The organism is Vibrio sp. D420a, assembly GCF_030248625.1.
Taxonomy (GTDB): Bacteria; Pseudomonadota; Gammaproteobacteria; order Enterobacterales; family Vibrionaceae; genus Vibrio; species Vibrio fortis_A.
This window is the reverse complement of sequence record NZ_JAHGAN010000021.1, coordinates 19,968-46,287: the sequence shown is the minus strand read 5'-3', so window position 1 is coordinate 46,287 and position 26,320 is coordinate 19,968. Positions and strand designations below refer to the sequence as shown.

21 protein-coding genes and 1 riboswitch are annotated in these 26,320 nt (G+C 43.6%); of the genes, 11 read left to right on the top strand and 10 right to left on the bottom strand.

Annotated elements, in window-relative coordinates; translation table 11 throughout:
* Positions 1–47 precede the first annotated feature (47 nt).
* Both KI743_RS14385 and KI743_RS14380 read right to left on the bottom strand, forming a co-directional pair.
* Positions 48–743, bottom strand: coding sequence for a response regulator (locus KI743_RS14385; protein WP_150894852.1), 696 nt, complete (start codon positions 741–743; stop codon positions 48–50).
* On the bottom strand, positions 744–2,363 hold the full coding sequence (locus KI743_RS14380; protein WP_373417834.1) for an ATP-binding protein: 1,620 nt from the start codon (positions 2,361–2,363) through the stop codon (positions 744–746).
* A gap of 641 nt (positions 2,364–3,004) precedes the next feature.
* Here KI743_RS14380 and KI743_RS14375 point away from each other — a divergent pair.
* From KI743_RS14375 to KI743_RS14350, 6 genes are all read left to right on the top strand, one after another.
* Entirely contained in the window at positions 3,005–3,232 is a 228-nt protein-coding gene (locus KI743_RS14375; protein WP_032549176.1) for a hypothetical protein, read from the top strand.
* A gap of 193 nt (positions 3,233–3,425) precedes the next feature.
* Entirely contained in the window at positions 3,426–4,868 is a 1,443-nt protein-coding gene (locus tag KI743_RS14370; protein WP_285466937.1) for a TolC family protein, read from the top strand.
* Between the two features lie 3 nt (positions 4,869–4,871).
* Positions 4,872–5,846, top strand: a complete 975-nt coding sequence (locus KI743_RS14365) for an HlyD family secretion protein (RefSeq protein WP_285466936.1) — start codon at positions 4,872–4,874, stop codon at positions 5,844–5,846.
* 8 nt (positions 5,847–5,854) lie between these two features.
* Positions 5,855–7,045 carry an ABC transporter permease gene (locus KI743_RS14360; protein ID WP_285466935.1) on the top strand — a complete coding sequence of 397 codons (1,191 nt, stop codon included), beginning with the start codon at positions 5,855–5,857 and terminating at the stop codon, positions 7,043–7,045.
* Entirely contained in the window at positions 7,042–8,205 is a 1,164-nt protein-coding gene (locus KI743_RS14355; RefSeq protein ID WP_285466934.1) for an ABC transporter permease, read from the top strand. The genes KI743_RS14360 and KI743_RS14355 overlap by 4 nt, the downstream gene beginning before the upstream one ends.
* 632 nt (positions 8,206–8,837) lie before the next feature.
* Positions 8,838–10,379, top strand: a complete 1,542-nt coding sequence (locus KI743_RS14350; protein ID WP_285466933.1) for a sodium:alanine symporter family protein — start codon at positions 8,838–8,840, stop codon at positions 10,377–10,379.
* Positions 10,380–10,486: 107 nt separating this feature from the next.
* Here the strand turns inward: KI743_RS14350 and KI743_RS14345 are convergent, their stop codons facing one another.
* Positions 10,487–11,221 carry a chromosome partitioning protein ParA gene (locus KI743_RS14345; protein ID WP_285466932.1) on the bottom strand — a complete coding sequence of 245 codons (735 nt, stop codon included), beginning with the start codon at positions 11,219–11,221 and terminating at the stop codon, positions 10,487–10,489.
* Between the two features lie 108 nt (positions 11,222–11,329).
* Positions 11,330–11,488: a hypothetical protein gene (locus KI743_RS14340; protein WP_032549183.1), complete on the bottom strand. Its 159-nt coding sequence runs from the start codon at positions 11,486–11,488 to the stop codon at positions 11,330–11,332.
* 300 nt (positions 11,489–11,788) lie between these two features.
* A riboswitch (glycine riboswitch) is annotated at positions 11,789–11,908 on the top strand.
* Positions 11,909–12,027: 119 nt separating this feature from the next.
* Here KI743_RS14340 and KI743_RS14335 point away from each other — a divergent pair.
* Positions 12,028–13,410, top strand: coding sequence for a sodium:alanine symporter family protein (locus tag KI743_RS14335; RefSeq protein ID WP_285466931.1), 1,383 nt, complete (start codon positions 12,028–12,030; stop codon positions 13,408–13,410).
* 80 nt (positions 13,411–13,490) lie between these two features.
* Here KI743_RS14335 and KI743_RS14330 read toward each other — a convergent pair whose 3' ends face one another.
* A complete protein-coding gene (locus tag KI743_RS14330; protein ID WP_285466930.1) occupies positions 13,491–14,135 on the bottom strand; it encodes a LysE family translocator in 645 nt (214 codons plus the stop codon).
* Between the two features lie 277 nt (positions 14,136–14,412).
* Here KI743_RS14330 and KI743_RS14325 point away from each other — a divergent pair, with 277 nt between their 5' ends.
* The 3 genes from KI743_RS14325 to KI743_RS14315 all read left to right on the top strand — a co-directional run bounded on the left by KI743_RS14325 (position 14,413) and on the right by KI743_RS14315 (position 17,418).
* Positions 14,413–15,885: a carboxypeptidase M32 gene (locus tag KI743_RS14325; RefSeq protein ID WP_285466929.1), complete on the top strand. Its 1,473-nt coding sequence runs from the start codon at positions 14,413–14,415 to the stop codon at positions 15,883–15,885.
* Between the two features lie 75 nt (positions 15,886–15,960).
* Positions 15,961–16,836: a DMT family transporter gene (locus tag KI743_RS14320; protein WP_285466928.1), complete on the top strand. Its 876-nt coding sequence runs from the start codon at positions 15,961–15,963 to the stop codon at positions 16,834–16,836.
* 99 nt (positions 16,837–16,935) lie between these two features.
* On the top strand, positions 16,936–17,418 hold the full coding sequence (locus tag KI743_RS14315; protein ID WP_285466927.1) for a peptide-methionine (S)-S-oxide reductase: 483 nt from the start codon (positions 16,936–16,938) through the stop codon (positions 17,416–17,418).
* 73 nt (positions 17,419–17,491) lie between these two features.
* Here the strand turns inward: KI743_RS14315 and KI743_RS14310 are convergent, their stop codons facing one another.
* From KI743_RS14310 to KI743_RS14295, 4 genes are all read right to left on the bottom strand, one after another.
* On the bottom strand, positions 17,492–18,874 hold the full coding sequence (locus tag KI743_RS14310; RefSeq protein ID WP_285466926.1) for an ATP-binding protein: 1,383 nt from the start codon (positions 18,872–18,874) through the stop codon (positions 17,492–17,494).
* Positions 18,875–18,879: 5 nt separating this feature from the next.
* The gene (locus KI743_RS14305; RefSeq protein ID WP_285466925.1) at positions 18,880–19,554 is read right to left on the bottom strand and encodes a response regulator transcription factor; all 675 of its coding nucleotides are present in this window, start codon (positions 19,552–19,554) and stop codon (positions 18,880–18,882) included.
* A gap of 467 nt (positions 19,555–20,021) precedes the next feature.
* Complete coding sequence (locus tag KI743_RS14300) at positions 20,022–20,798, bottom strand: EAL domain-containing protein (RefSeq protein WP_285466924.1); 777 nt, start codon at positions 20,796–20,798, stop codon at positions 20,022–20,024.
* Between the two features lie 94 nt (positions 20,799–20,892).
* Positions 20,893–21,666 (bottom strand): MipA/OmpV family protein, encoded by a 774-nt coding sequence (locus KI743_RS14295; protein WP_285466923.1) that lies wholly within the window; start codon positions 21,664–21,666, stop codon positions 20,893–20,895.
* 537 nt (positions 21,667–22,203) lie between these two features.
* On the opposite strand from KI743_RS14295, the gene KI743_RS14290 reads away from it, so the two are divergent.
* Positions 22,204–24,438 carry a hypothetical protein gene (locus tag KI743_RS14290; protein ID WP_285466922.1) on the top strand — a complete coding sequence of 745 codons (2,235 nt, stop codon included), beginning with the start codon at positions 22,204–22,206 and terminating at the stop codon, positions 24,436–24,438.
* A 141-nt stretch (positions 24,439–24,579) separates the two neighbouring features.
* Here KI743_RS14290 and KI743_RS14285 read toward each other — a convergent pair whose 3' ends face one another.
* A complete protein-coding gene (locus tag KI743_RS14285; protein WP_285466921.1) occupies positions 24,580–26,316 on the bottom strand; it encodes an ABC transporter permease subunit in 1,737 nt (578 codons plus the stop codon).
* Positions 26,317–26,320: the final 4 nt, after the last annotated feature.

Below are 26,320 nucleotides of genomic sequence, written 5' to 3'. Positions count from 1 at the left end.
GGAAGTGATTAGAATGAATCGTCGATTCTAGTACGATTCTCAAAAGGTTACCGCGTCGCTTTATTATAACAACGTTCTGGTCGGCCGACTGAACCATAGTTTAGATCAGCATTCAGTTCACCAGTGGTGATCAAGTATTCCAGGTATCTGCGAGCCGTGGTGCGGCTTGCACCAATGCGCTCCCCTGCCTCATCTGCTGTCAGATCTTTCGTTTCGGCACTTTCAAATAGCGCTCGGATTTTATCAAGCGTCACGCCATCAATACCTTTTGGCAGTGTTGCTGCTGGTTTCGAATCGGCTTGATTGGCAGCTTGCAACATCTTATCAACTAAGCCTTGGTTGAGATCCGATACACTCTCTAGTTCTTGTTGTTGCGAACGGTACTTTTTGAGTGAAGCTTCTAGGCGTGGAAACATTACTGGCTTTAGCAAATAGTCAACAACACCACCACGCATTGCCTGCTGAAGCGTATCAACATCGCGTGCCGCTGTGATTAAGATGACATCACAGCCTTGGTTGTTGCCTCTTACATGATTCAAAATATCTAAACCACAGCCGTCAGGTAAATAGACATCAAGCAGCACAAGGTCAGGCTTTAATATATCCAACTGCATAATTGCCTCAGATTGAGAGGTAGCAATCCCAACCACTTCGAACCCGCCCATCTGTTCTAAGTAACGATGGTGCAACTCCGCAATCGCAATATCATCTTCAATGACCATGACTTTAGTGACTGCATTCATTTAACGCTCTTCCTTAAACGATATTTGTTCTTCTTTTGGTAGGTAAACGGTCATCCGTGTACCAAAATCTCTGTTTTCAATCATATCAAGCTGACCTTGGTAACGATCCGCAATCTGCTTAACCAAATACAAGCCCACGCCTCGGTTTTGCTTAGCCTTGCTTGAAACCCCTTTGCGCGTGAGATCCTCAATGGCTAGACCTTCTGGTAAACCGCATCCTTTATCGTCAACTTCTAGAATGACTTCATTACCATAATCGCTGACCGAAACCTCGATGATACGTCTCGCAGGCGGGAATGATTCTGCCTGGCTGATTGCCATTCGAGTCGCATCAAACGCGTTATCAATCAGGTTCCCCAAGATGGTCACAACATCATCGGCGTTTAACCACCTTGGCAGAGTTTCTAATCGAGAGCCCTCTTCTACCACCAGCTCTAAACCAATTTCACGAGCACGTTCTGTTTTGCCAAGTAGCATACCTGCTACAAGAGGCTCTTTAACTGTTCCTCTCAAGAATTCGATAAGGCTCTGATAGTGAGCAGTTTCTTGGCCAATTAAATGTTGCACCGCTTCTAGCTCACCCATTTGCAACATGCCACTAATAGTGTTGAGCTTATTACGGTGTTCGTGAGTTTGTGAGCGCAGCAGGTCGGCATACTCTTTGGTTTGCGAGAGCTGCTCGGTTAGATCGTTGATTTCATCTCTTAATCTAAAACTCGATACTGCACCAACTACTTCCCCCGCCACAACGATTGGGCTACGGTTTGCGATAATGCGCTTATTGTTTAGATAAAGCTCGATATCGTGATCCGATTGACCGCTCGACAATAGTTGCTCAAGGTCGCTATTCGGCACTACTTGAGAAAACGGTTTATTAAGTGAGGACTCTCTATCGATAGAAAGAATATCGCAGGCACTCTTGTTGATTGAACGAAGAACGCCGTGGTTGTCGATACTCAGAATACCCTCTTTCACCGTGCTCATGGTGACATCAAGTTCAACGTACAGACGACCGATCTCTTCAGGCTCAAAACCAAGAATTGCTCTCTGGAAACGTCTCGAGACATAGCTAGATATCAAGGCATTCACTGCCACAACCAACAATGCCATGATGATTAAGAATGCCAAATAGGGCTCAATTCTATCTTGTAAAGAGTCAAGCAGATAACCAACTGACACTACCCCAATGATGTCGCCATTTGAGTTTTTAACTGCCGACTTACCACGAACAGAAAGTCCCAACGAGCCTTTGGCTGTTGACACATAGGACTCACCGAAAACCAGTGCTTTTTGGTTGTCTCCCCCTCGCATCGGCTTACCTAATCTTTCATCGACAGGGTGTACAAGGCGAATTCCCTGTTCATCGCCAATCACAATGAATGCTGCGCCGATAAGATGGGTTAAGTTGCGAAAGCGTTGTTGATGTTCAGAATCTAACTGAGACAAAAGATCAGGGTCACTTGAATGGCGTTGGATCAGTTCGATAACACGTGGAGATTCCGACAGGAACTCGGCTACCCCCAAGGCTTTGAGCCCCATCTCTTCTTCTTGGGAGTGTTTGATGTAGGCAAAACCAGCCGCGCTAAGAATCAACAACTCGACTAACCCTGTCACTGTCATAATAATCAGCAATCTTTTCCTAAAGCTGATACTGCTCCACTTCATCGACACCTACTCCCTATGCGATCTAACAATGTTAACACCAAGTTAATTATGAGAGATTTCAAAGGTTCAGATTTGTGACTAAAGCGCATGTTATTAACAGAGTTTTTAGTCTAAAGCCGACTGACTTCAGATTTAGATCAAACCTCAAAATCGCTTTTTAGAAATTCTTAGCTCTTACACTCAGTTACCTGATTAATTGTTGACCTAGATCACTCCGATTTTAGCTGTTTTTTAGGTTGGTTATAAAAAATACAATTATACTAGTTGCACATAACAAATTAAGCATAAAGCTATCACTTAAGAGACGCCGTTTCTCTTGATAGTAGACACAACGAAACAAGTAACACATTGGTAACAATTAGCGATTATCGTATGTGTCACACGAGCACGTAGGAAATGAGCCCTCCTACGTTAATGTGGATGAATTTCCCTATTGATATGGGTCGACTTTCCACCAAAATCACAACAACAAAAGAGGTAGTCTTTAGTTCTCAGACACTCCAATAATAAATGCTGATTGGCAAAAGTGACGCAGTCGATTTCAAAAACGGATTAAAAACATAACGTAATAACATTGTTGAAAAGGAAACCAGGCAATGAAACGCGATTCTTTTGGAATTTGCCTTACTAAGGCTATGCTGTTCAAAAACTTACAATCGACATTTACGCACGTCAGAGCTTACGAAAAAGATGCTACTTCGCCACTTGATCTAAAAGTGTTATTGGCGTTCCCCCAAATGTCCGGAAGAGATTTGCTTCAAACAATGCAAGGTTCGCGTCACCTAGTTTGGCGTGCAGACCACCACTGCCCAGGCTTTGATTAGAACATTTTCATTTTAAAACAATCACTTCTATATTTATCTAAAGAGCACGTTCTAGCGTGCTCTTTCTATTTCTAATGCAACACCGCATCTAGACTGAACGTACTGCTCATCGCAATAGATAATTGCTCAATCAGTTCAAGACAAATTCGGATCGGCCTGTTAACATTAGAGTTATTACTCTAATTTGGTAAGTATGAAGATGACATCACCAAAATTCAGACCAAAATTTTCGCTGACCGCACTGCTAATAAGCTGTGTAAGTTCGGCCAGTTTTGCCGCGCCTCTCTCCTTTCCTGATGCGTGGGATCTGCTACAGCAAAACAATAATTCTCTGGCAGCACAGCAAGCAAACGTAGAGCGCTATCAGCACCTCCACAACGCAACTGGCAGCCTCAATTTACCTTCTGTTACCTTAGGTGCAAACTACACACACCTCGACAGCGATGTCACTATCAATGGCGAGCAGTTTGCGGATAGCTTGAGTGGAGTACCCAGTTTAGGTGCACTAGGTCCAGTATTGCAGCCTATTCTCGGCAGTTTAGGCGGCATCACTTCAACCATTACAGAACAAGACATTTTTAGTTCTTCTATTCGTGCTGTGTGGCCTATCTTCACTGGTGGCCGAATTACTGCAGCTCAAACTGCGGCTGAAGGCCAGAGTGAAGAAGCGCAAAGTCAGTTCTTGATGGAGAAACAAGCGCGCTACGAAGATCTTACCAAGTACTACTTCTCTGTGATTCTGGCGCAAGATGTAGTCCAAACCCGTTTAGCGGTAGAAGCCGGCTTAACTCAGCACCGAGATTTCGCGATTAAGCTGGAAGAGCAAGGTCAGATTGCGCGTGTAGAACGATTACAAGCAGACGCCTCTCTCGATAAAGCAATCGTCGAAAGAACCAAAGCTCAAAACGACCTTAAAATCGCCCAGCTTGCATTAACTCAGATTCTTGGCCTTTCAGAAACTGTTGAGCCATCAGAAGCCCTGTTCATCAACAACAACCTGCCAAATATGGACACCTTTGTTGACCAGACACTAACGACCTATCCAGGTTTGAGCATTTTAGACGCTAAAGAGAAGCAAGCGAGCAGCCTAATTAAAGCCGAGAAAGGCAAATACTATCCAGAAGTTTACCTATACGGCGACTACAGCCTGCATGAAGATGACTCACTTGCGAGTGAAATGAAACCCGACTGGTTAGTGGGGATTGGGGTCAATGTGCCTCTTATCGATACGTCAGGTCGCTCCGACAAGGTTGCTGCAGCGCACAGTGCGGTTTCACAAGTTCAATATCTAAAGTCTCAAGCAAAACAAGACCTCACTGTATTGGTTCAAAAAACTTATCTTGAGGCGCAACAGGCTGTAGAAGAGGTGCAAGGCCTCAACTCAAGCCTTTCTCTTGCACAAGAAAACCTATCGCTACGTAAGAAAGCGTTCAACCAAGGTTTGTCTACATCACTAGAAGTAGTTGATGCCGAGCTATATCTGGCAAGCATAAAAACTCAACAATCAGTCGCTCGCTTTCAATACCTAGTATCTCTAAACAAACTATTAGCGCTAAGCAGTGAGATGAATACATTCCCAAGCTATTCAACCTCTGCTGTTTACCCAAATGCTCACAACACCAATACAAAAGGATGATTCATGAAATCAGTTAAACCACTTATCGCTTCAATCATCGGTATTGGCATTGTCGGTTGGGTTGGGTACAGCTTCTACCAAGCATACCTGCCACAGCCTGTTAAGATTCAAGGTCAGATTGATGCTCAACAATACAGCATCTCTTCCAAAGTGCCAGGACGTATCGACCAAGTGTTCGTTCGTAAAGGTGACACCGTTGAAAAAGGTCAATTGGTCTTCTCGCTACTGAGCCCAGAGATCGATGCAAAGCTAGAGCAAGCAAAAGCCGGAGAGAAAGCAGCAGGCGCACTTGCACAAGAAGCCGAGAAAGGCGCACGTGAGCAGCAAATCCAAGCAGCGAAAGATCAATGGCTAAAAGCAAAAGCAGCCGCTAACTTAATGGAGAAAACATACCAACGAGTCAACAACCTCTATAAAGATGGCGTCGTTGCTGAACAAAAGCGTGATGAAGCAAAAACTCAATGGCAAGCAGCGAAATACACAGAAAGTGCCGCGCTTCAAATGTATAAACTGGCTCAAGAAGGCGCTCGAGATGAAACCAAAGTCGCAGCAGCTCAAAGAGCATTAATGGCAGCAGGCGCCGTTGCCGAGGTTGAGGCTTACGCCAAAGATACCCAAATCCACAGTTGGTTTAATGGTGAAGTTGCTCAAGTACTATTAAGCAGTGGTGAACTGGCACCTCAAGGCTTCCCTGTTGTCACTGTTATCGACACGCAAGACGCGTGGGCCGTGCTCAATGTTCGAGAAGACCACCTCAAGTACTTCGAAAAAGGATCCCAGTTCGATGCTTATCTTCCTGCACTTGATAAAAACGTAACATTCGAAGTGAGTCATATTGCCGTCATGGGTGATTTTGCGACTTGGCGCTCAACAGATGCCGCACAAGGCTTTGACCTAAGAACATTTGAAATTGAAGCTCGCCCAGTCGATAACAACGATACGTTACGCATGGGTATGAGTTTGGTCGTTGAATTGTAAGGTCAATTATGTCCTATTCTCCTCAACCCAACGATGTTGAAGCCACTGATACCGAATTTGTGCGTCAGTGGCGAATCGTGCGCAAAGACAAATGGTTGCTATCGAGCCTCACTTGGATCCCACTACTTCTGGTAGCAAGTATCTGGTTGATTTTCTCTCAAGGTATTGCTCGCGATCTGCCTGTTGCGGTGGTGAACTTAAATCATGGCCAGCTTTCTCAGCAGTTTGTTCGTTTAGTTGATGCCTCTCCAACGTTAGCGGTGACGCAAAAATACACAGATATTAGCCAAGCAAAACAAGCCATGGTCAAACGTGATATTTATGGCTACGTGATCATCCCTAAACATTTTGAGCGCGATATTTACCTTGGACTGAACCCTAAGGTTTCTGTGTTCTATAACAGCCAATTTATTCTGATTGGTAAGCTGGTCAACTCGGCTCTGTTACAAGCACAAGGAACGTTTAATGCTCAAGTGGAAGTCGCTAAGCAGTTATCCCATGGCGACAAAACGGTGAAATCAGCACTTGGCCAAGCAGTGACAATCCAAAGCCAAATTACCCCGCTATTTAACAAGAACACCAGCTATTCGCAGTTCTTGGTATCGGCGATCATCCCTGCCCTGTGGCAAATCATGATAGTCGTCGGCACCATATTGGTTTTGGCAGCCAATTGTCGTGAAAGAGTGTTAAAACATTGGCTCGGCACATCGCCAATCAAAGCACTTACCTCGACATTGCTGCCTTACACTCTACTGTTCTTAGTGTTTGGCATCGGCTTTATGACTTGGTTTTACGTGTTTTTGGATTGGCCTTATCACGGGAGTTTTATAGCTCTGATATTCGCACAATTGATCACCGTCATTTGTTGTATGATCATGGGCAGTGCCTTCTTCTTTTTGACACTCGATCCCGCGAGAGCCATGAGCTTTGCAGGTGCATTTACGGCTCCAAGCTTTGCATTCATGGGGATCACCTTTCCAGTAACAGACATGAATGCAGCCGCGCAAGCATGGCGTAGTCTGCTGCCGATTAGTCATTACATTGAAGTTCAAACCGCACTGTCGAGTTATGGCATCAATGCAGCGCAAACTATAGTGCAGCTGCTACCAATGTTCGGCTACGTGATTCCAGCTATCATCACACTGCTTCTGATCCGTAAACATTTGAACGCACAACCAGTGAATGGGGCCCTACAATGAAACCAGTCAGCTTCATCGAACTCATTAAGCACGAGCTCTTAGCCGTCGTCCGAAACCCTGTCGTCTTATTGACCGTCTTTGGTGGGGTGATTTTCTACTCTTTCCTCTATCCTTTGCCTTATGCGCAACAGACCCCTGAGCAACTAAAAGCTTCAGTGGTCAATTTGGATGGTAGCCAGAGCAGCTATCAACTAGAGCGTATGGTTGATGCCACACCTCAAATTGACATCACTCGCCGTGATTTTAGTCTCGCTGACGCTAAACAAGCGCTACTGAATCAGGAAATTGGTGGCTTTTTGGTGATTCCAGAGAATTTCTACAAAGATTTGCTGCTAGGTAAAAGCCCAACGCTGTCGTATGCGGGCGATGCTTCGTTCTTTCTTGTGTACGGCACTATCATCGAGGGCTTGGCTAAAGCGGGCGGCACACTCGCCGCACAGGTCAAAGTCAGCCACCTACTCGTTGAAGGCGTACCGTTAAAAACTGCGGCCAATGGGTATAACGCATTCAGTCTCAACCTGAAACCAACGTTTAACAGTCGTATGGGCTACATAGATTACGTTGTACCCGCGGTTTTTGTTTTGATACTTCAGCAAACCCTCGCGATGGCATCTGGCTTAATTGGCGCAACCCAAAATAGCCAAGCAACCCCAGGATATTGGTCACGGGTTTCAAGCTTAAAGCTGATTGTCGCTCGTTGCTGTGTACTCGTGGGCATCTATTACCTACTCGCTATGTATTACTTTGGGGCGAGTTTCGATTTCTACGGTATCAACTCACTGGCAACTCATGGTCAATTACTCACACTACTGCTCCCATTCTTAGTCGGTAGCTGCTTAGTTGGTATCTTGATTGGTGAATTTGTGCCAAGAAGAGAATGGGTCACTGTCGTTGTTTTGATCAGTTCTATGCCTTTGATTTTCTCCTCAGGCTTTATATGGCCTGTAGAGATGATGCCAACTTGGTTGGTTGGACTGTCGCAACTCTTTCCAAGCACCCCAGCAATACAAGGCTTTCTTGGGATAAATCAGATGGGCGCCACTTGGCAAGATATAGCACCGCAGTGGACTTTATTATGGGGACAAGTCGCGCTTTGGTCTTCATTATTAGCGGTTAAGTTGTTTCACAAATCTCAGAAACGAACCGCTGGGTATAACTAATAACTACTAGCAATAAGCTTTGTGGTTTATAAAAATAACGTACACTAACAATTACTTCTCAAAAGGCCCTTTATTATAAAGGGCTTTTTTATTCGCCAAATATAAAGTAACACCGGTAAATAGCTCTAACTTTTATACAGCCAAAATATAAGATTTACCGACTACTACTTGCTCACTTCTGTCGTCAGTTTTTTACTGCACCAAGGGCCATGTCTAGAAGCTCAAAACACTCCCTTTAGCAACATGGTCAACACAATTTCACAGGTTTGGCTCAGCATGCAAACTGATGTCCATTCTAAAAGGCCAATAGTCGCAATTTCAAAACAATGACTTACTGAAAACGATGACTGAGCCCAAACAAATGTAAATTAATTGTAAAAAATTCTTTAATGCCATTATTTTTATGTATAGGATTATCAACAAGGTCAGTTATAAAAATAGAACGACCTTACTCACACAGAGAAGCTATATCCATATAAAACTTGTTCAGTAATTATATTTATTCGAAGTATTGAGTTGGTTACAAGCCGTTTGTTGCTGACCAAATGAATAGATAACTTGTTGAAAATAAAAGTTAATAGAAAGCAAGCTCAACAGCAGTAAATAAAATTTAGTAAAATACAGGGAAAACCATGAAAAACATAAGAGCATTATTTTTAGGGTTTATATTATTATTCAGTTCCACCGCATTTGCAGAAGAAGGGTCATTTAATCAAACAATCAGTAATTTAAGCCAGAGTATTGATGGTTTTTTCAACGAATATACTGGATGGTTCGTTGGATTAATATTCAAAAGTGTGCCAGTTGGCGAAGCTAACTTCCCGATCATTGTTGGTTGGTTATTGCTCGCTGCACTCATTTTTACTGTTTATTTTGGCTTCGTTCAATTTAAGCGCGTGGGTATGGCCATCGACATTATTCGAGGCAAATACACAGACCCTAACTCCAAAGAAGACGGCGAGGTTTCTCACTTTCAAGCGTTAGCTACTGCCCTTTCCGGAACCGTCGGCCTTGGTAACATCGCAGGTGTAGGTGCTGCTCTAGCAATTGGTGGTCCAGGTGCAACATTCTGGATGATCTTGTGTGGCCTTCTTGGTATGGCATCAAAATTCTGTGAGTGTACGTTGGGTGTTAAATACCGCACCATCTTACCTTCAGGTGTTGTATCTGGTGGCCCAATGTACTACCTAAGCCAAGGTCTAAGCGAACGTGGCATGGGCGGACTAGGTAAAGCACTGGCTATTGGCTTTGCACTAATGTGTATTCTGGGTTCTCTGGGTGGCGGCAACATGTTCCAAGCCAACCAAGCTCACGCAATGCTAACTTACGCATTCGACATTCCAAGCGAGTACGGCATCATTACAGGCTTTGTTCTAGCTGGTTTAGTTTTCTCTGTAATTGTTGGTGGTATGCCTTCGATTGCTTCTGTAACTGAGCGTGTTGTACCTTGGATGGCAGCGCTATACATCGGCATGGCTCTTATTGTTATCGGTTCTAACCTTGATCAAGTAGGCCCTGCGTTCAACGCTATCTTTACTGGTGCATTTACTGGTGAAGGTGTTGTAGGTGGCTTCATTGGCGCCCTAATCCAAGGTTTGAAACGTGCGACATTCTCGAACGAAGCTGGTGTAGGTTCTGCTGCGATTGCTCACTCTGCGGTTAAAACTAAAGAGCCAATCACGGAAGGTCTTGTTTCACTACTAGAACCGTTCGTTGATACCGTTATAATCTGTACAATGACAGCACTTGTTATCACTATCGCAGGTCTAAACACAGGTCCATTCGATGGTTCAGGTCTAACAGGTGTAACACTAACAGCCGCTTCGTTCACTGAAACAGCTGGCTTCTTCAAATACACTCTTGCTCTTGCTGTTATCATGTTTGCTTTCTCAACTATGATCTCTTGGTCTTACTACGGTCTGAAAGCATGGACTTACCTATTCGGTGAAGGCAAAACAACTGAGCTTGTGTTCAAAGTGATGTTCTGTGTGTTCGTTGTAATTGGCGCGACAATTCAGTTTGGTGCGGTAATCGACTTCTCAGATGCAGCTATCTTCGCGATGTCTATCTTCAACATCCTTGGTCTTTACTTCCTAATGCCTGTTGTGAAAAAAGAACTTCAGTCATTCGTAGCTCGAGTGAAGTCAGGCGAGATCAAAACATACGGAAAATAGAATCTTGTTTTAACAACAGGTTCCTATTGACCAAATAGCAAAAAGTCCATATCAAGCAATGATATGGACTTTTTTTGTTTAATCGAATGTAGAAAAAGTAAGAGGGATTATAGCCCAATCTCTTCAGTCAGGTCTTTGATTTGCTGAAGGTCCATTCTATGAACTTCTATCATCTGTCTAATGTCGCTCAAACGAGAATTAGCAGCATCAAGCTTGTCACAAGAATCTGATTTCGCGTCCCAAGACGTGCCCTCGAGGAACGTATCACACTGCTTCTTAAGCGGCTTTAGATTAGGCTCTAACCTATCACGTTCCGCCTGTAACGCTTCAAGAGCTTGGGTAATTTGTAACTCTTTACGGAACAGTTCACGTGAGCGCTCAAACATGGTCGATTGCATGTCCGCTTGGCGGTTGAGTTTCTGATTGTTTTGTTCTGACTGCTCTAGTGCTAATTTTTGTTCATTCAGCTGTTGCTCTAACGAGTAATTTGCCTTTTCAAGCACAGCGGTCTGCTTTGTAATCTCATCCAACTCTTTCTGGTGCGCTTCAGCTTGTTTTTGCAGAGCGGCTTCAACTTGGTTACCAATTTCTGAGTCAACTTTAGCGACCTTAGCTTCAACTTGTGTGACCAACTGCTGCTTACTGTTCTTCAACTCTTGATAGCGAGACTCTAAGACTTGATAGGTTGACTCCCATTTCGATGCTGTGACCGAAGAGCCAATCAGACCTCCAAGGGCTAAACCCATAACGGCGGCAATACCAATGTATAACTGACTGCGTTTGTCACGTTCTTCTATGACAACCACTTCGTCTTGTTCATTTTGCCCAGATTGTTGGCTCACAGGGTTACTCCAATTCATTAAAGGTTACAATGTCACTGTAAAGTTAACAGCAACAAGTACTACTCTTGGCTCTGGCATACTTCCACTTAATGAAGTCACCAGTCAACTTCAGCGCGTTAGCTCAGAAAACATTAAGCTTGCGGTATACAACAAAAAGCCACCTACGATGACAATCACTACGCTTTTCTGCACTTTTTCGTTGGTCCGATAACGAAACAGCACAAACGCCAACGCCAATAAAAAAACAATTGCGATTAGTCGAGTCATAACTCCTCCTTGTTTCTCTATTTTATACCATTTAAATAAGCAAGTTACGTCAGAGTCACGTTGTTTGATCATTTAGTTGAACAAGATTTGTGCAAACAGATATTTTACTACTGACATCACACTTTTTCTGATCTAGGATACGCGTACAGATTACCTATTCATCTAGGTAATTGTTCCGATGAAGACTGCAGGAGAGTGGTTTTTAACTAAATATTAACATTTAGTTAGATTGACCCGCCGAAGAAGTAAATCTTTCAGGTGCTTTATACTGGTTAAAACCAGAAAGCGAGGACTGTCGTTGGAGGAACCTCTGGAGAGAACCGTTAGATCGGTCGCCGAAGGAGCAAGCTTAGAGACCAAAACTTCTCAGTAAGTTTTTCGCTAAGTGAAACTCTCAGGCAAAAGGACAGAGGAGTGGAAAGCAACAACCTTAATTCAGAACACTAACTACAGTAATAATGTATTAAGTGGTGCGATCTCGTTGATCAGCACTGCCCTTTCACTCTTCTCCTTAAATTTTTATTTATTAAGGGGAACCTATGAACTATCTACAAGAAACATTACAAACCATCAACCAACTTGTTTGGGGACCACCGCTGCTTGCTTTGCTCGTTGGTACAGGTATCTACTTTACTTTTCGCTTAGGCTTACTCCAGTTTAGACACCTGCCAACTGCTCTGAAGATGGTGTTCACCAAAGATAAATCTGGTCATGGTGATGTTTCTAGCTTTGCTGCTTTATGTACCGCTCTTTCTGCGACTATTGGTACTGGTAACATTGTTGGTGTTGCTACTGCTATTAAACTTGGTGGACCGGGTGCGCTTTTCTGGATGTGGCTTGCAGCCCTGTTCGGTATGGCGACTAAGTATGCAGAGTGCCTTCTTGCCGTTAAATATCGCAAAGTCGATAGTAAAGGCGAGATGGTTGGCGGACCAATGTACTACCTGCAATACGGTGTTGGTTCTCGCATCTTAGCGGTTCTATTCGCTGTATTTGCACTAGGCGTAGCCTGTTTTGGTATCGGTACTTTCCCGCAAGTGAACGCGATTCTAGACGCAACTGAAATCTCTTTTGGTGCCTCTCGAGAGCTAACTGCAGTCGTACTTACTCTACTTGTTGCTATTGTAACTCTCGGTGGTATCCAGTCTATCGCTAAAGTAGCCGGTAAAGTCGTTCCAACAATGGCTGTCATGTACATCGTCGCATGTATGAGTGTCCTGCTATCGAACGCAGATCAACTGTTAGATGCCATTAGCCTGGTGATCACTTCGGCGTTTACCAATACTGCTGCAACCGGTGGTTTCCTAGGGGCAAGCATCATGCTAGCAATTCAATCGGGTATTGCTCGTGGTGTATTCTCTAACGAATCTGGCCTAGGTAGTGCACCTATGGCAGCTGCAGCGGCGAAGACCGACTCATGTGTTAAGCAAGGCCTTATCTCTATGACGGGTACCTTCTTCGACACTATCATTATCTGTACTATGACAGGTTTGGCGCTTATCTTAACAGGTGCTTGGCAAACAGATCTTTCAGGTGCAGCGATGACCACGCACGCCTTTGCTATTGGTCTTAATGCCGACACAATTGGTCCAATGCTGGTGTCTGTTGGTCTGATCTTCTTTGCTTTCACGACTATTCTAGGTTGGAACTACTACGGTGAGCGCTGTGTTGTCTTCCTGTTTGGTACCAAAGCGGTTCTACCATACAAGGTGATCTTCATTGCGTTGGTTGCATCAGGTGCCTTCCTAAAACTCGACGTGATTTGGCTACTTGCTGACATCGTCAACGGTTTGATGGCTGTACCGAACCTAATCGGTTTGATCTTGCTACGCCAAGTCGCGATTGAAGAAACGAAACAGTTCTTTAATCAAATGACAATGAAAGGCGAACCAGAGAGCACACGTAAGCCGTCGATGGTTTAAGCGAGTAGATTGGTAATATCGAACATACAAAAAAGCCGAAGTAGAACACTTCGGCTTTCTTTTATCCAGACATTCAGTTATTAAACTGTTGGCGTTGGTGGCTCTTCCAGCATCAACTTGATACCTAGTGAAATCAATACTGCACCCGTCACGCCTTCCATCCAACCAATCACTTTAGGGCTCTTGAATAGCTGTTTTGCTGAACCTACTGCACCAGCGATGCCACACTGCCAAATCATAGCAATCATAAAGTGGATTCCGGCCATCAACATCGACTGCATAAATGGCGAACCTTGAGGGTCAATAAACTGCGGTAAGAATGCTAGATAAAAGACTGCCGTTTTAGGGTTCAACACATTAGAGAGAAAGCCCTCTCTAAGAGAGCGAGATACGCTCAGTTGTTCATGTTTTGCGTCTGATACTTCAAACCCTGCATTGCCTTTGAAGACACCATAAAGGCTAGAAGCACCTAACCAGATCAGATACGCCGCACCAATCAGCTTAACGGTTTGAAACAGCTCTGCAGATTGCAGAAGAATCGCTGAAATACCGATCGCCGAGAAAGTCGCATGCACAAACAAACCCAAACAAACACCAAAACTTGTTACCGCACCATCTCTCATCCCAGAGCGGGTGGTATTACGAATCACCACTGCTGTATCTAACCCGGGCGTCAAAGTCAAAATGGTGATCGCCACAATAAAGGCTTCAAAGTTCACTATCATAACCGCATCCTTGCAAAATAAACTCTTAGCTTGCCCGCTAATATCTAAGACGAATAAAACTGAGGCAATGCATCATCAATATGGAGCAGATTAACTCAATTCGTCCTCGCTTGTTAAGCTTTGTATTGCTCCCGCCCGCCCATTTTATAAAAAACCAATCTTCTTTCAGCCATGTGGTTTACAAATTATTTACAACCAAGGTCGCTTTGTAGAACAAACCTATTGGTCACTATCGCGTTGGTTGCTAAACTATTTCTTTTATTCTCAGGGAATTATGATGAGCGCATTCAAAAAACTGGTTGAACATTCTCAAAAATGTTCACGCTTCCAACATTTATCTGCAATTTGTAGCTGGGACGCCGCATCTATGATGCCTGCAGGTGGTAACCAAGCACGTAGTGAAGCGATGGCAGAGCTATCCGTTCATATTCACGGTCTAATGACGCAACCTCAATTGGCTGATTGGATCGCAGACGCTGAGAATGAGAACTTAAATGCAGAACAAAAATCATCCCTGCGTGAAATAAAGAGACAGTGGCAGCAAGCTAACCTTCTTCCTGAAAAGCTAGTGCAAGCAAAATCTCTAGCTGGTTCGAAGTGTGAACATGCTTGGCGAACACAGCGCGGCGAAAATGACTGGGTTGGTTTCGAGAAAAACTGGCGTGAAGTTGTCGAACTTTCTCGTGAAGAGGCACAAATCAGAGCCGATGCTGCAGGCTTAACACCTTATGATGCAATGCTGGATATATACGAGCCGGGGACGAGCTCTGCCTCTCTTGATGCTCTTTTCAGCGATGTAAAAACTTGGCTTCCTGGCTTGATTGATCAAGTTATCGAAAAGCAATCGACGGAACAGTTGATTGCCCCAACAGGTCACTACCCAACAGACAAGCAAAAAGCGCTTGGCCTTGAGGTGATGAAACTGCTCAAGTTCGACTTTGAACATGGTCGACTGGATGAAAGTGTGCACCCATTCTGTGGCGGTGTCCCTTCAGATGTCCGTATTACAACTCGCTACGATGAGTCAGAGTTCGTTCAATCATTAATGGGGATTGTTCATGAAACTGGTCATGCACGCTACGAACAAGGTTTACCAAAAGCATTAGCGGGCACACCAGCAGGCGAAGCTCGCTCAATGGGTATTCATGAGTCTCAATCTCTGTTCTTTGAGATGCAAGTTGGTCGCAGCGATGCTTTTATTGCACATTTAGCTCGTATGGCTGGTAATCAATTCAGCGGCCCAGAGTTTGAACAAGAGAACTTCAAGAAGATCTACACCCGCGTTAAGAAAGACTTTATCCGTGTAGACGCCGATGAGCTAACTTACCCAGCGCACGTTATCCTGCGCTATGAAATTGAACGCGATTTGATTAACGGCGACATCAAACATACGGACGTACCTGAGCTGTGGAACCAAAAAATGCAAGATTACCTAGGGCTCAGCACTCAAGGTAATTTCACTAACGGTTGTATGCAAGACATTCACTGGACAGACGGCGCATTTGGCTACTTCCCAAGTTACACACTGGGTGCAATGTATGCAGCGCAGTTTATGACTGCAATGAAGCAAACTGTCGATGTTGACCACGTAATTCAATCTGGCGATCTTACGCCGATCTTTAGCTGGTTGGAAAGCAACATCTGGAGCAAAGGAAGCCTACTCACCACGGATGAGTTAGTGAAAGGCGCGACAGGTGAAACGCTGAATGCTAAGTTCTTCCAAGATCACTTGAAAGCTCGCTACCTATAAAACCGTAGTTGAAGCCAATACCGAGCAGCGCAATTCACACGCTGCTCCTTTTCTCCTTCCCAAGGAAAGATAACCATGGAATGGATCCTGTTCACTGTGCTTGCCGCTTCTAGCCAAGCATGGAGAAACGCTTTTCAGAGCCGCTTAAGTCAAACCTTGAACGTTTCAGGGGTAACGCTTGCGCGTTTTCTTTGGGCAAGCCCTCTCGCCCTAATCTACTTGTTCTGCCTCTACCAATACCAAGAAGCACCAATGCCAACCTTTACGGGGCACTCTTACTTCTTTCTGGCTGGCGCCTCTATCATGCAGATCGTCGCAACAGGTTTAATGGTGGTGCTATTTAAGCAACGTAACTTTGCGATTGGTGCGGGTCTGGCAAAAAGCGAAGCCCCTGTTTCAGCACTATTGGGAATGCTGTTTTTTGGTACCTCATTAACTTTGCTTGGTTGGGTTGGTGTCGCTTTCGGTATGGTCGCGGTATTTCTATTGAGTTGTGCCAATGGTGTTCGCAGTGTATCTCTAAAGACGGCTTCAATCGGCCTCGCTTGTAGCACCGCTTTCGCTCTCACTTCGCTATGGATCCGTGAGGCGAGCTTAAGCCTTAACTTGTCATTCCCACACAGTGCGGCGTGGGTTTTGTTTATTGTAATTCTGACGCAAACCCTACTGCTGTTAACGTATTTGCTTTTAAAAGACCGCGATACGTTGAAGCTGATGTTCACCAAACCCAAATTGGTGATCATGACCAGTATCGCGAGCTTTGTCGGTTCACTCGGTTGGTTTAGCGCAATGTCGCTCCAGGCAGTGCCTTATGTAAAAACACTCGGGCAAATCGAAGTGTTTTTTACCATGCTTATCTCGATGTTCTGGCTTAAAGAGCCAGTTAAGAATAAAGACATGCTTGCCCTATTCTTTATCGCAATTGCAGCCATTTTGGTGATGTGGCAATAGTTAATTGATATTGCTAAGAATGGACACCTACCCCCATGGACTGGATTCAACGACTAGGAATCATTAACATAGTCCTGTTTTAGTTATGAGCGAAGAGTAATGGAAAAAATCTACCTAGCAGGTGGCTGCTTATGGGGAGTCCAAGAGTTTATCAAGTACGTACCCGGTGTTATTGACACTAAGGCTGGGCGGGCCAATGGTAAGAGTGCGACAACTCAAGGCGATTACGATGGTTATGCTGAGTGTGTAGAAGTGACTTTTAATCCGACGGAAGTGTCTTTAGAAACGCTAATACATCACCTTTTCGAGATTATCGACCCATACAGTGTGAACAAGCAGGGAAATGACGTTGGCGAGAAGTACCGAACTGGTATTTATAGTGAACAGCCGAACCATATTGAGCAAGCCAAGCAAATCATTTCAGCTCGAGATGATGCCGACAGAATTGCTTTAGAGATTTTGCCTTTGACAAATTTTGTCCTGAGTGACGACATCCACCAGCACCATTTGTCACTTCACCCAGAGAATCACCACTTGTGTCATATTCCTTGGGATCTGCTGCATAAGTACAAGAATCAATAACAAAAAGAGCGTTTAACCCTACGATTAAACGCTCCAACACTTATCCTATCTTTAACTAAGAAAAATCGAAACCCTATCTCAGTTGCAAGTCTTCTTGGACTTCAAATACTGCGGTAAATTTAGCGCCTCCCAAAGAGGAGTCTTCAATTTTCAATAAGCCGTGATAGCTAGATAGAAGTTCCTGCGCGATGTTAATTCCGAGCCCGTAGCCTTGAACTCGACTGTCTAATCGCATTCCACGATCGCCTAACTTCTCTTTTAACGCGTCTGGTACACCTTCTCCATTGTCCTCAACAACCACGTAAAGACACTTTGAGCTCTTGATGTAAGCGGAAACATGAACTTCACCATTACCATATTTACATGCGTTATCGAGAAGATTGCCCACCACCTCCATCAAATCATTACGCTGGCCGACAAACACGACATCTGCTGGGACACACAACTTAAACGTCACGTTCTTTGTCGCATGTATCTTTTTCATACCAAACACTAACTGATCGACGATTTCAGAAACCTGATGACTTTGTGCCGATAAAACAGAACTGTGATCGTTAGATGCAACTTTCAAACGATGTTGGATTTGATCAACCATGTTTTTAACTTCTTGATTTATCACGTAATCAATCTTCTTATTGTCGTGCAGCGGAATGCCTAATGAATGGCTCCGCGCAACTCCTTGTAACACCGATAGTGGTGTTTTCAATCCATGTGACAAATCCGAGAGAAGCTGTCTTTGTTTCTCTTTTTGTTGGCGCTCGTAATGAATCAAACCATTCAAGCTTTCAACCAAAGGCTTAAGTTCCTTAACAGTACTATTGTCTAATCTATCTATTTCATCTTGCTTAAGTGCTAGAAGTTGGTTGTTAATCTTGTCTATTGGCTTCAAGCTCCAATTTGAGAACCACCACATCAAAGGAATGATCAACAAAATGTGTAGAGCAAATATCACCTTGATATAAACAAAGTTTTGATCAACTTCATTGAAGAACACGGGGTCAATTGCATGATGTTCTTTGATTGTCACGAAAACTAAACTAGGCAGAGTATCAGTCTTCTGATAGTGCTTAACGCCAACAAAATAATTAAGGTCCTCTGACTCAATCGAGAACTCTTCAAAGCGGTCATGATTTAACCACTTTTTTTGTACATAAACTCTAAGAGAGTCTTGTGGGTTAGTCTCAAAAAGCAGCTTGTGATTTTCATCAAACACAAGGAGCTGTTCGATCCGCCCTTGAAAACGTTTGGGAATTGGACGATTCAATTGAAGCTGCCCCTGCTCATCAATGGCAAAGTCGTCTATTAGATATTCACCACCAGACGAGAGCCACATATTCACAAACTTATCAGAGTTCGAATAAAAAACCGTTAAATTGGCTTGCCCATATAAAAAAGAAAGAGTGAGTAAAGCCCACCCACTAGCAACTATGTATCTAAGCTTTAAACTCTTCAACATAGCACTCACCTTATGTTGCACAGTTTATAACCTTGATTTCGTAATGTAGTAATTGGGTCTTCATTAGTAATTGAAACTATCTTCTTTCTAATACGGCTCAATAAAACGGTAATAACATTGCCATCTTCCGTTAACTCGTCACCATAAACTTCAGCTCGCAAGCGCTCTTTTGAAACGACCTTATCTTCGTTAAGCAATAGGCACTTAAGCAAACGGTATTCATAAGCACTTAAATCCAAAATAGATTGCCCAACAGAGATCTTCTTGGCATCCATATCAAGGGAGAATAAACCAACATCGACAGTAGATTGAGCAACGCCATAAGAGCGGCGATATAGCGCTTGAACACGGGCCACAAGTTCTTCAAATACAAAAGGCTTAGCGAGATAATCGTCAGCGCCAGCAGACAGCCCCGCCACTTTATCTGCCCAGTTGTCACGAGCGGTCAATACCAATACAGGAACCGTAACCCCGTTGCGACGCCACTTCTCAAGCCATTCAATGCCATCACCGTCAGGCAAGCCAAGATCCAAGATCACTAAGTCGACCTGGAAATTATTAAGACAATAATCGCCCTCTCCACCTGTCTCAGCTCTATGAACACGCATATCTTTGTGGACCAATTGCATGGCTAACTCATTGAGAAGTTGGATGTTATCTTCGACAATCAATATGTTCATAGTTCTTCCTAAAATTATTCAAATACAGGTACAGAAAAACCAAGTCGACGAGACTAATTGATAGCCAGTTTCACTATCTAATAAAAGATGGCCACATAGAAGGGTTATATTAACCATTAGGTCAATATAAGTTAGTGGCTTTATTATAATTTGGTGCGAGAAGTTATCATAAATTTATTAAATTACAATGAATCTAATGAAAAATAGTTGGCTTATTGAGAGTAATTTTCTTATGTGGAAGTATAAGAATTCTTTCAACTAGAATAGATAATCAAACCACTGTTTAATATTTAGCCTCTATCTGGGTGGGGAGTAATGTTTTTTACTGGTTTTATAATGCTTTACACACTATCAAATTGACAAATGTTACTAGAGATCACTATTGACCTTGAATATATAAAAAGTGAAAAATTAGACGTCAAAACATGATAAGAACCACATCTAGCCCAACTTTTTTAGGCATCACATCAAAAGTAACAAGGAATCTGGGAGATAGCATGATGAACAGGTTTAGACAGCAAGTACCCTTGATACAGCCTTGCCCCATTGCTTTTGGCGAATTCGTACTGCTCTAAATACTCGATGCCTTCATAAACCAAGGTGATATTCTCTGTTTGAGACAGCGCGGCCAGTTTTCTAAGTTCATTGTTTTTAAATATCTGAGAATAAAGCAATAATTCACGGCTAACTTTGACGTAATGGGGTTTAATTGCAGCCACTCTTGAAAAGTCTGAATACCCCGTACCGAAGTCGTCAATCGCAATAAGTATGCCTTTACTCCTCAACTTATCTACACCCAAGTAAAATTCAACTAAATCATCAATAGGACAAGGGCTTTCTGTTATTTCTAAGACAAGTTGATGAAGCTTAATGTCTTCGATGAGAATAGCGCGAACCAAACTCTGTAACACTTCTTCATTTTGATAAATAATTTTAAAAAAACTCGGAACCATATTAATAAATAGCTTAGACCTTGAATCATAAATACTTGAATATCTAAATCCTTTCAGATGCATATTCACTATCAGCATATTCAACTCTACCATTTCAACAAATGAACGAGATTCCAAATACTCAAAGAACTTACATGGTGCAACTTCAATACCATTCTCTTTTATGCGACATAATGCTTCATGGCCATAAACATGACCTAACTCATTGCGTAACTCTTGGTAAGCACTGCTGATCACATAGTTTTCAAAGCAAATTTCAAAAACTCTGCTGTTGTAATTAAAACGAATCATATCGTCCTCAGTAACCATTTATTCTAAAAAGATAGAGAAGTCTATTCGTCCCTGAATAGGAGCCAACTATTACGTTCCTAACGTTGTTTTATTATTAGAAGTAGTATGCGACCGATGCGCCTACTAACCATTGATTAGCACTATCGACCAGTGGAGAATCTGCAATATCAGAACCCAAGCGAGTGTATGCTGAAGTTTGAGTTAACTCTAAGTTATCGGTTAATGGCATCACCAGTTTATAACCTAGGCTGTAAGAGAACGTGCCATCCGCTTTATAGGCTTTACGATTCGCTGCCACCTCTTTTTGAGTAACACCGAAATAGTAGTCAACGAAGTCTTCGCTTTTGTAATCGACGCTTGCGAAAGGCACGAATACCCACTGGTCTAGCTCAACGATTGCTGTATATTTCAAGCCAGTTTTGAAACCTTCAGACTTGCCCGTCACGTCGTGTTGGAAGAAGGCTGAAACAACGTCGGAGCCGAAATCTAAATCCATGTTAAGGCCGAAATCTATTCCAAGGTCACGATCATTCATTCCTTTAAGAATCTTGGCATCGTCAGATTCGTAGTGCATACCGCTGGTTTCAACAAAGACGTTCATATTGATAAAGTCGCTGTTGTTACCAATAAAACGGTAGTTGATCTCGTTAAGATCTGCGTTGAAATCATCACCGTGATATCCAAAATTCAAAAGTGGCACTACGCTGTGCTTCTGCCCTTTAAATAGGTCACTCGTTGTTGCGACACCCGCTTCTGCACTCCATTTTCCTTCGTGTGAATAAACGTTACCGTTACGAATGTATGTCTCTGCCGCAATCGTTGTGCCTGAAAGGAGTGTTGCTACCGCTGCTAAAACCCAAGTTTTCATAATTATCTCTTCGTCTGTTTGATGTTTAAATAATCACTGGTGCAAGCATGCTGACTGATTACAAATTTATTAGTAATCAACAAGAGGTAAAGTAACCCTTGCACTTACGTGTCAAACACGACCTCGCACTCAGTTGATGGCGGGCAGTATAGATTCGCTTTATAAACTCAAAATAAACGAAGCTAATTTTATTTTTCTTAAAAAATTAAGTTTTTGTTACAGCCAATAATAAGCAACCAAACGAATAATCAAGACAATATAAAACAAAAAGCATATATGGTTTATAGTTAATATCTATCGTTAATCTTTTTCTCAAAATGAGAATTAAATGAACTCTTTTGAATGAATCTCCACTTTAATTCCTCTATATAATAAAAAAATAAATAGCTCTGATATTCATTAAGTTATAGCGAGCATTTTTATATTTGGCTCCTTTTAACTTGATCATAATTTGTTCTTCGCCAATACTTTTTCCTAATTTTATTGTCAATTTGACGTATCGTTTTTGCTGTAATTTTTGGATTTGGAATTGTGTGAATGACTAAAACTATGTTGACAGCCACTCTGATGGCAATTTCACTCAATGCGGTTTCAACTGAGTTCCCTTCTGCAGGCACCGCTTTTATCCTTCCAGGACAACACGAACCTACAACCAATCACAATGGTGTTGAGCTGACAGTCCAAGAGCTAATTGATTGGGAGCTGAGCAATAGTGATATTGTTTTCGGTTCTTATGGTACTCCCTCCGATAACGCCCGCAGCAATACATTGGGTTACATGTACAACCAAAAACTGGAGATCAACTCAAGTTGGGTTGAAGAAGAACTTAGAAACTACGCTGAAGCCAACGCCCTAAACTACGAAGATTTCTTCCTACACTTCTCGGAAGACACTGTGATTGCGGAGGTTGATTCAACCCACGGTGAGAACACCACCCTCAATAGAAAGCCCATGATTGTTGGATACACCGTCGATCAATCGCACGCTGGGTTTTGGTTATACCAAAAACCGCCATGGGATGCCGATGTCTTTGAGCATTCTGCAAACAATGGTGCTCTCTACATTTATCACTCCGAACCATTTGATCGCTTAACGCTGAAATTCTCTCAATTTGCGACCGGCGGAAGCTTTTCAATTGAGTATCCCAATGCGGTCGACCAACGCGGCCAAGCTAGCCAATGGCAAACCATTTCGATCAAAAAAGATAAGACTCTGAACATGACCAAGAACCAGGCGGTGATTTGGAACATGCCGGATAATTGGAAGCGTGCAACCACGCACGATGGTAGCGGTGCCAGTTACGGCGGTGGGCAGTATTTTGGCTCTGAATACCTTCGTGATGGTGGCCGACTCTATGTAGTTCGCATTCGATGGAATGAGCCAGAGCACAGGCCGCGTCTAAAAGAAGTAAAACTCAAAAACTCTTTCCCAACGATGAAACTCACCAACGCAGCAGAAACGACGCCAGATGGCCGAACAATTGAGAGATGGAGAAAGATCAGAGGCTTTGATCACTCAGCAGACATCAATAACGACAACTATCTATCAAACTCTGAATACAAGGCTCGTACAAACAAAAACGCAACAGCACGTTTTCGCTGGGAATCTCGGGTTATCCCTTTCGGCCGCATGTGGAATCAATCTTCATCTTGGGCATTAACAAATTTAGCTAACAACGACTATCAAGAGGCTATGTCAGCTTACTACGCAACAAATTGGGTAGAACAAGGCTTAAATGGGGCTTACAACGATGACACTAATAAGCTATTGGGCAGTAATCAATTCTTCGTTTATTCCGGAGGTAACATTACCGAACTACAAGCAATAGCGGGCTCTGACGAAGCAGACTTTCTATACAAAAAACACTTCTCGTCGTTCCTAAACAGACTTGCAACCGATCAGCCCGGTACACTTATTGGTTTGAATATCGGGACAGCAAATCTGTATGGCCGAAATGGGCAATCTCATCTCATCGATGCAGGCTCTCTCTATCTTCGAGAGCACTACCTCTTCCCCACTACTGGCTTCAGTGGGTATGCGGGAATATCTAAATTCTGGGATAACTCAGCGTTAGCTCAGTCTGGTAGTAGCGTCATTTTCCAAGCTACGACACGATATGGTCGAGTTCAATATTTTGGGAATACGCAAGAAAATTGGCAACAAGACCAGTATTCTGCCCTTGCCATCTACTACCTCAATCACCACACAGATCGCAGCTACTTTAATCAGTGGAATAGCAGCTATATGTATGGGAGTCATAACACCACCAGTGGTAATTACTACACCAGTGGCATTGCTCAAAACATTGCCTACCAACCTACTTCGCTATTGAAGGTGGACATAGGTGCGCCTTCAGGGGAAATCCCGATCAATCACAATGCAATCCCACTCATGCTATCAACATCGACGCCTTATGCTGCCGATTACACGATTGTTGGTGATAGTGCGATGACCGAGTTAGTTCATCAAGATTTACCCAATGGTATGGCTCATGTGATGCCTACCCATACTTACTTCGCTTACCAATCGGAGAATCAAGTCGTCAATAGCGGACCAGAAGAGATGGTTCTCGCACGTCAGTTTGAAAAAGGTTTAGTGTTATATCGAACCGACTTTCATGGCCGAAGTATGAGTTATTTTTCAGAACCTTTGATTACGATTCAGTTGGGTAAGCAAATGAGACCTGTAGATGCTAGTGGGAACCTCGGAGAGCCGGTAACTGAAGTTCAAATTGCAGGATACCAAGGTCTAATATTGGTCAACGCAGAGTAAGCAGTGAGTACCAGGTGTCTCACCCTAAAATTCGTCACAAATAGAAAAGCCTCTTGTCATATAGAATCAAGAGGCTTTTTCTTTAGTCATTGTGCCGTGCTTACCATGGGCCGCTTTTCATCAAACAAGTCGCTATCAAACCTAATCATCAAACAACAAGTTGATCGCAACAGAGAGCATGACAAGGCCAGCAATTGGCGCGATAACACCAATCGCAGAACGCTCGATGTACGGTAGATTCTCGGCAATCAGCAAGCCCCATTCTGGTTCCGGTGGCTTCGCTCCCAAACCGATAAAGCTCAAAGACGTTAAACTCAACGTAATAACGGGCAGTCTTAACAATGCATGCCTTATCAGTGGTGGCAGAACATAAGGGAGCAAGTAATACCGCAAAACACGTAGACGACTGGTTCCCCAAACAGGAGCCAAATGCGTATACGGCTGAGCCTTTGCTTCTAACACCAAGCTTGAACAGTGCGCAGCCAAAGGTGCCCAAGACACTAACACGATGGCAATCAAGGCACTGTTCGGGTTCATCCTAGTTAAGCCAGCAACCAAAAGACCTGCCACGATATAAGGCACCGCTTTGGTGATCTCGATAAGGCCTTGGCTGTAACGAGTCACAAATCCAAGCAATAAGCCGATCACCAGGCTTAGGAAGGTCGCCAGTATTCCCATTTTCATGGTTGAGAACATCCCTCCTCCCACTCTCGCAAGCAGATCTCGACCTACCGCATCAGCACCAAAAGGGGCTGCAAGACTCGGTGAGGCTAATCGAGGAAATTGGATGAGGTAAGGGTCACGGACAAGCGCCCACACAGCACAACCAATAAGCAGAGTAAAGATCGTTAAGCTGGCATTTCTTTTTGTGCGGCTCTGGGTGAAGCGAAACGTGCTGTGACTGCTGATCAACTTTCCGCTGGTCGCACTGTGCCCGAGCAAAGCACGCTGGATCATGATGCTGATGCTACTGATCAGGATCGAGAATGCTAGCAATACCAACAGACCACCTTGAAGCAGTGGAAGGTCTTGCGACTTAGCCGCGCCCAGAATCAAGCGACCAATACCGGGAATAGAAAAGATCTGCTCGACTGCCACCGCACCGCCAGTCAAACCAATCACAATCATGGCAAGTTGCGGGATAAGATTGCTCAGTGCTCGCCACAAGGCAAATCTCAAGATCTGAAATTTGCTGATGTTTGCCGAAAGCCAAGTGATAACCCAAGGTTCACCAAGAACTCGAATCAAGCTGTCATTCAATAGTCGGCTAAATAAACCACTTGCAGGTAAAGCGAGTGCTAGTGTCGGTAACCAGAGGTTTTGGGTGCTGGTCCAACCGTAAGGTGGAAACCAACCTAGCCAAATTGCGAATACCAAGATAAGTAATGACGCAATCACATACTCAGGGAGCGACACCAACACAGAGCTTAAGCTGTTGTGTTGATTATCAAGCTTGTTTTGTTGCCAACGATGAATGGTGAACAAGACACTGATAAGGCAGAACACTAACGTCATAGTCAGTGCACAAGCCATTAGAAACAGTGACGTTTTCGCCGTAGATTGAACACTCTGCATAACAGGCGAACCATCTACCCAAGAAACACCCAAATCGCCTTCCGCAGCCAGCACCAACCAGTCCCACAATCGTTCTGTAGCAGAACGGTCTAACTGCAAGTCAGCACGAATCGCTTGCAGTGCTTCAGCCGTCATTAATTGCTGAGCACCTGCTCGCGCACGCAAGATCGCCTGACTTGGGTCAATCCCAGCTATATCGGGCATTAGACCCACTAAAACCACCACCACGCTCAGAGAAGCTAAGCGTGAAAGCCATGGCATACAAGCGCCCCAATTGAGGCGCATGTTGGCAACAAGTGACATTGCG

Coding starts and splice junctions, on each gene's coding strand:
- KI743_RS14360 (WP_285466935.1), top strand. CDS start 5,855: ATGTCCTATTCTCCTCAACCCAACGATGTTGAAGCCACTGATACCGAA.
- KI743_RS14285 (WP_285466921.1), bottom strand. CDS start 26,316: ATGTCACTTGTTGCCAACATGCGCCTCAATTGGGGCGCTTGTATGCCA.
- KI743_RS14380 (WP_373417834.1), bottom strand. CDS start 2,363: ATGACAGTGACAGGGTTAGTCGAGTTGTTGATTCTTAGCGCGGCTGGT.
- KI743_RS14325 (WP_285466929.1), top strand. CDS start 14,413: ATGAGCGCATTCAAAAAACTGGTTGAACATTCTCAAAAATGTTCACGC.
- KI743_RS14335 (WP_285466931.1), top strand. CDS start 12,028: ATGAACTATCTACAAGAAACATTACAAACCATCAACCAACTTGTTTGG.
- KI743_RS14355 (WP_285466934.1), top strand. CDS start 7,042: ATGAAACCAGTCAGCTTCATCGAACTCATTAAGCACGAGCTCTTAGCC.
- KI743_RS14370 (WP_285466937.1), top strand. CDS start 3,426: ATGAAGATGACATCACCAAAATTCAGACCAAAATTTTCGCTGACCGCA.
- KI743_RS14365 (WP_285466936.1), top strand. CDS start 4,872: ATGAAATCAGTTAAACCACTTATCGCTTCAATCATCGGTATTGGCATT.
- KI743_RS14295 (WP_285466923.1), bottom strand. CDS start 21,666: ATGAAAACTTGGGTTTTAGCAGCGGTAGCAACACTCCTTTCAGGCACA.
- KI743_RS14385 (WP_150894852.1), bottom strand. CDS start 743: ATGAATGCAGTCACTAAAGTCATGGTCATTGAAGATGATATTGCGATT.
- KI743_RS14305 (WP_285466925.1), bottom strand. CDS start 19,554: ATGAACATATTGATTGTCGAAGATAACATCCAACTTCTCAATGAGTTA.
- KI743_RS14320 (WP_285466928.1), top strand. CDS start 15,961: ATGGAATGGATCCTGTTCACTGTGCTTGCCGCTTCTAGCCAAGCATGG.
- KI743_RS14300 (WP_285466924.1), bottom strand. CDS start 20,798: ATGATTCGTTTTAATTACAACAGCAGAGTTTTTGAAATTTGCTTTGAA.
- KI743_RS14290 (WP_285466922.1), top strand. CDS start 22,204: ATGACTAAAACTATGTTGACAGCCACTCTGATGGCAATTTCACTCAAT.
- KI743_RS14375 (WP_032549176.1), top strand. CDS start 3,005: ATGAAACGCGATTCTTTTGGAATTTGCCTTACTAAGGCTATGCTGTTC.
- KI743_RS14315 (WP_285466927.1), top strand. CDS start 16,936: ATGGAAAAAATCTACCTAGCAGGTGGCTGCTTATGGGGAGTCCAAGAG.
- KI743_RS14350 (WP_285466933.1), top strand. CDS start 8,838: ATGAAAAACATAAGAGCATTATTTTTAGGGTTTATATTATTATTCAGT.
- KI743_RS14310 (WP_285466926.1), bottom strand. CDS start 18,874: ATGTTGAAGAGTTTAAAGCTTAGATACATAGTTGCTAGTGGGTGGGCT.
- KI743_RS14340 (WP_032549183.1), bottom strand. CDS start 11,488: ATGACTCGACTAATCGCAATTGTTTTTTTATTGGCGTTGGCGTTTGTG.
- KI743_RS14330 (WP_285466930.1), bottom strand. CDS start 14,135: ATGATAGTGAACTTTGAAGCCTTTATTGTGGCGATCACCATTTTGACT.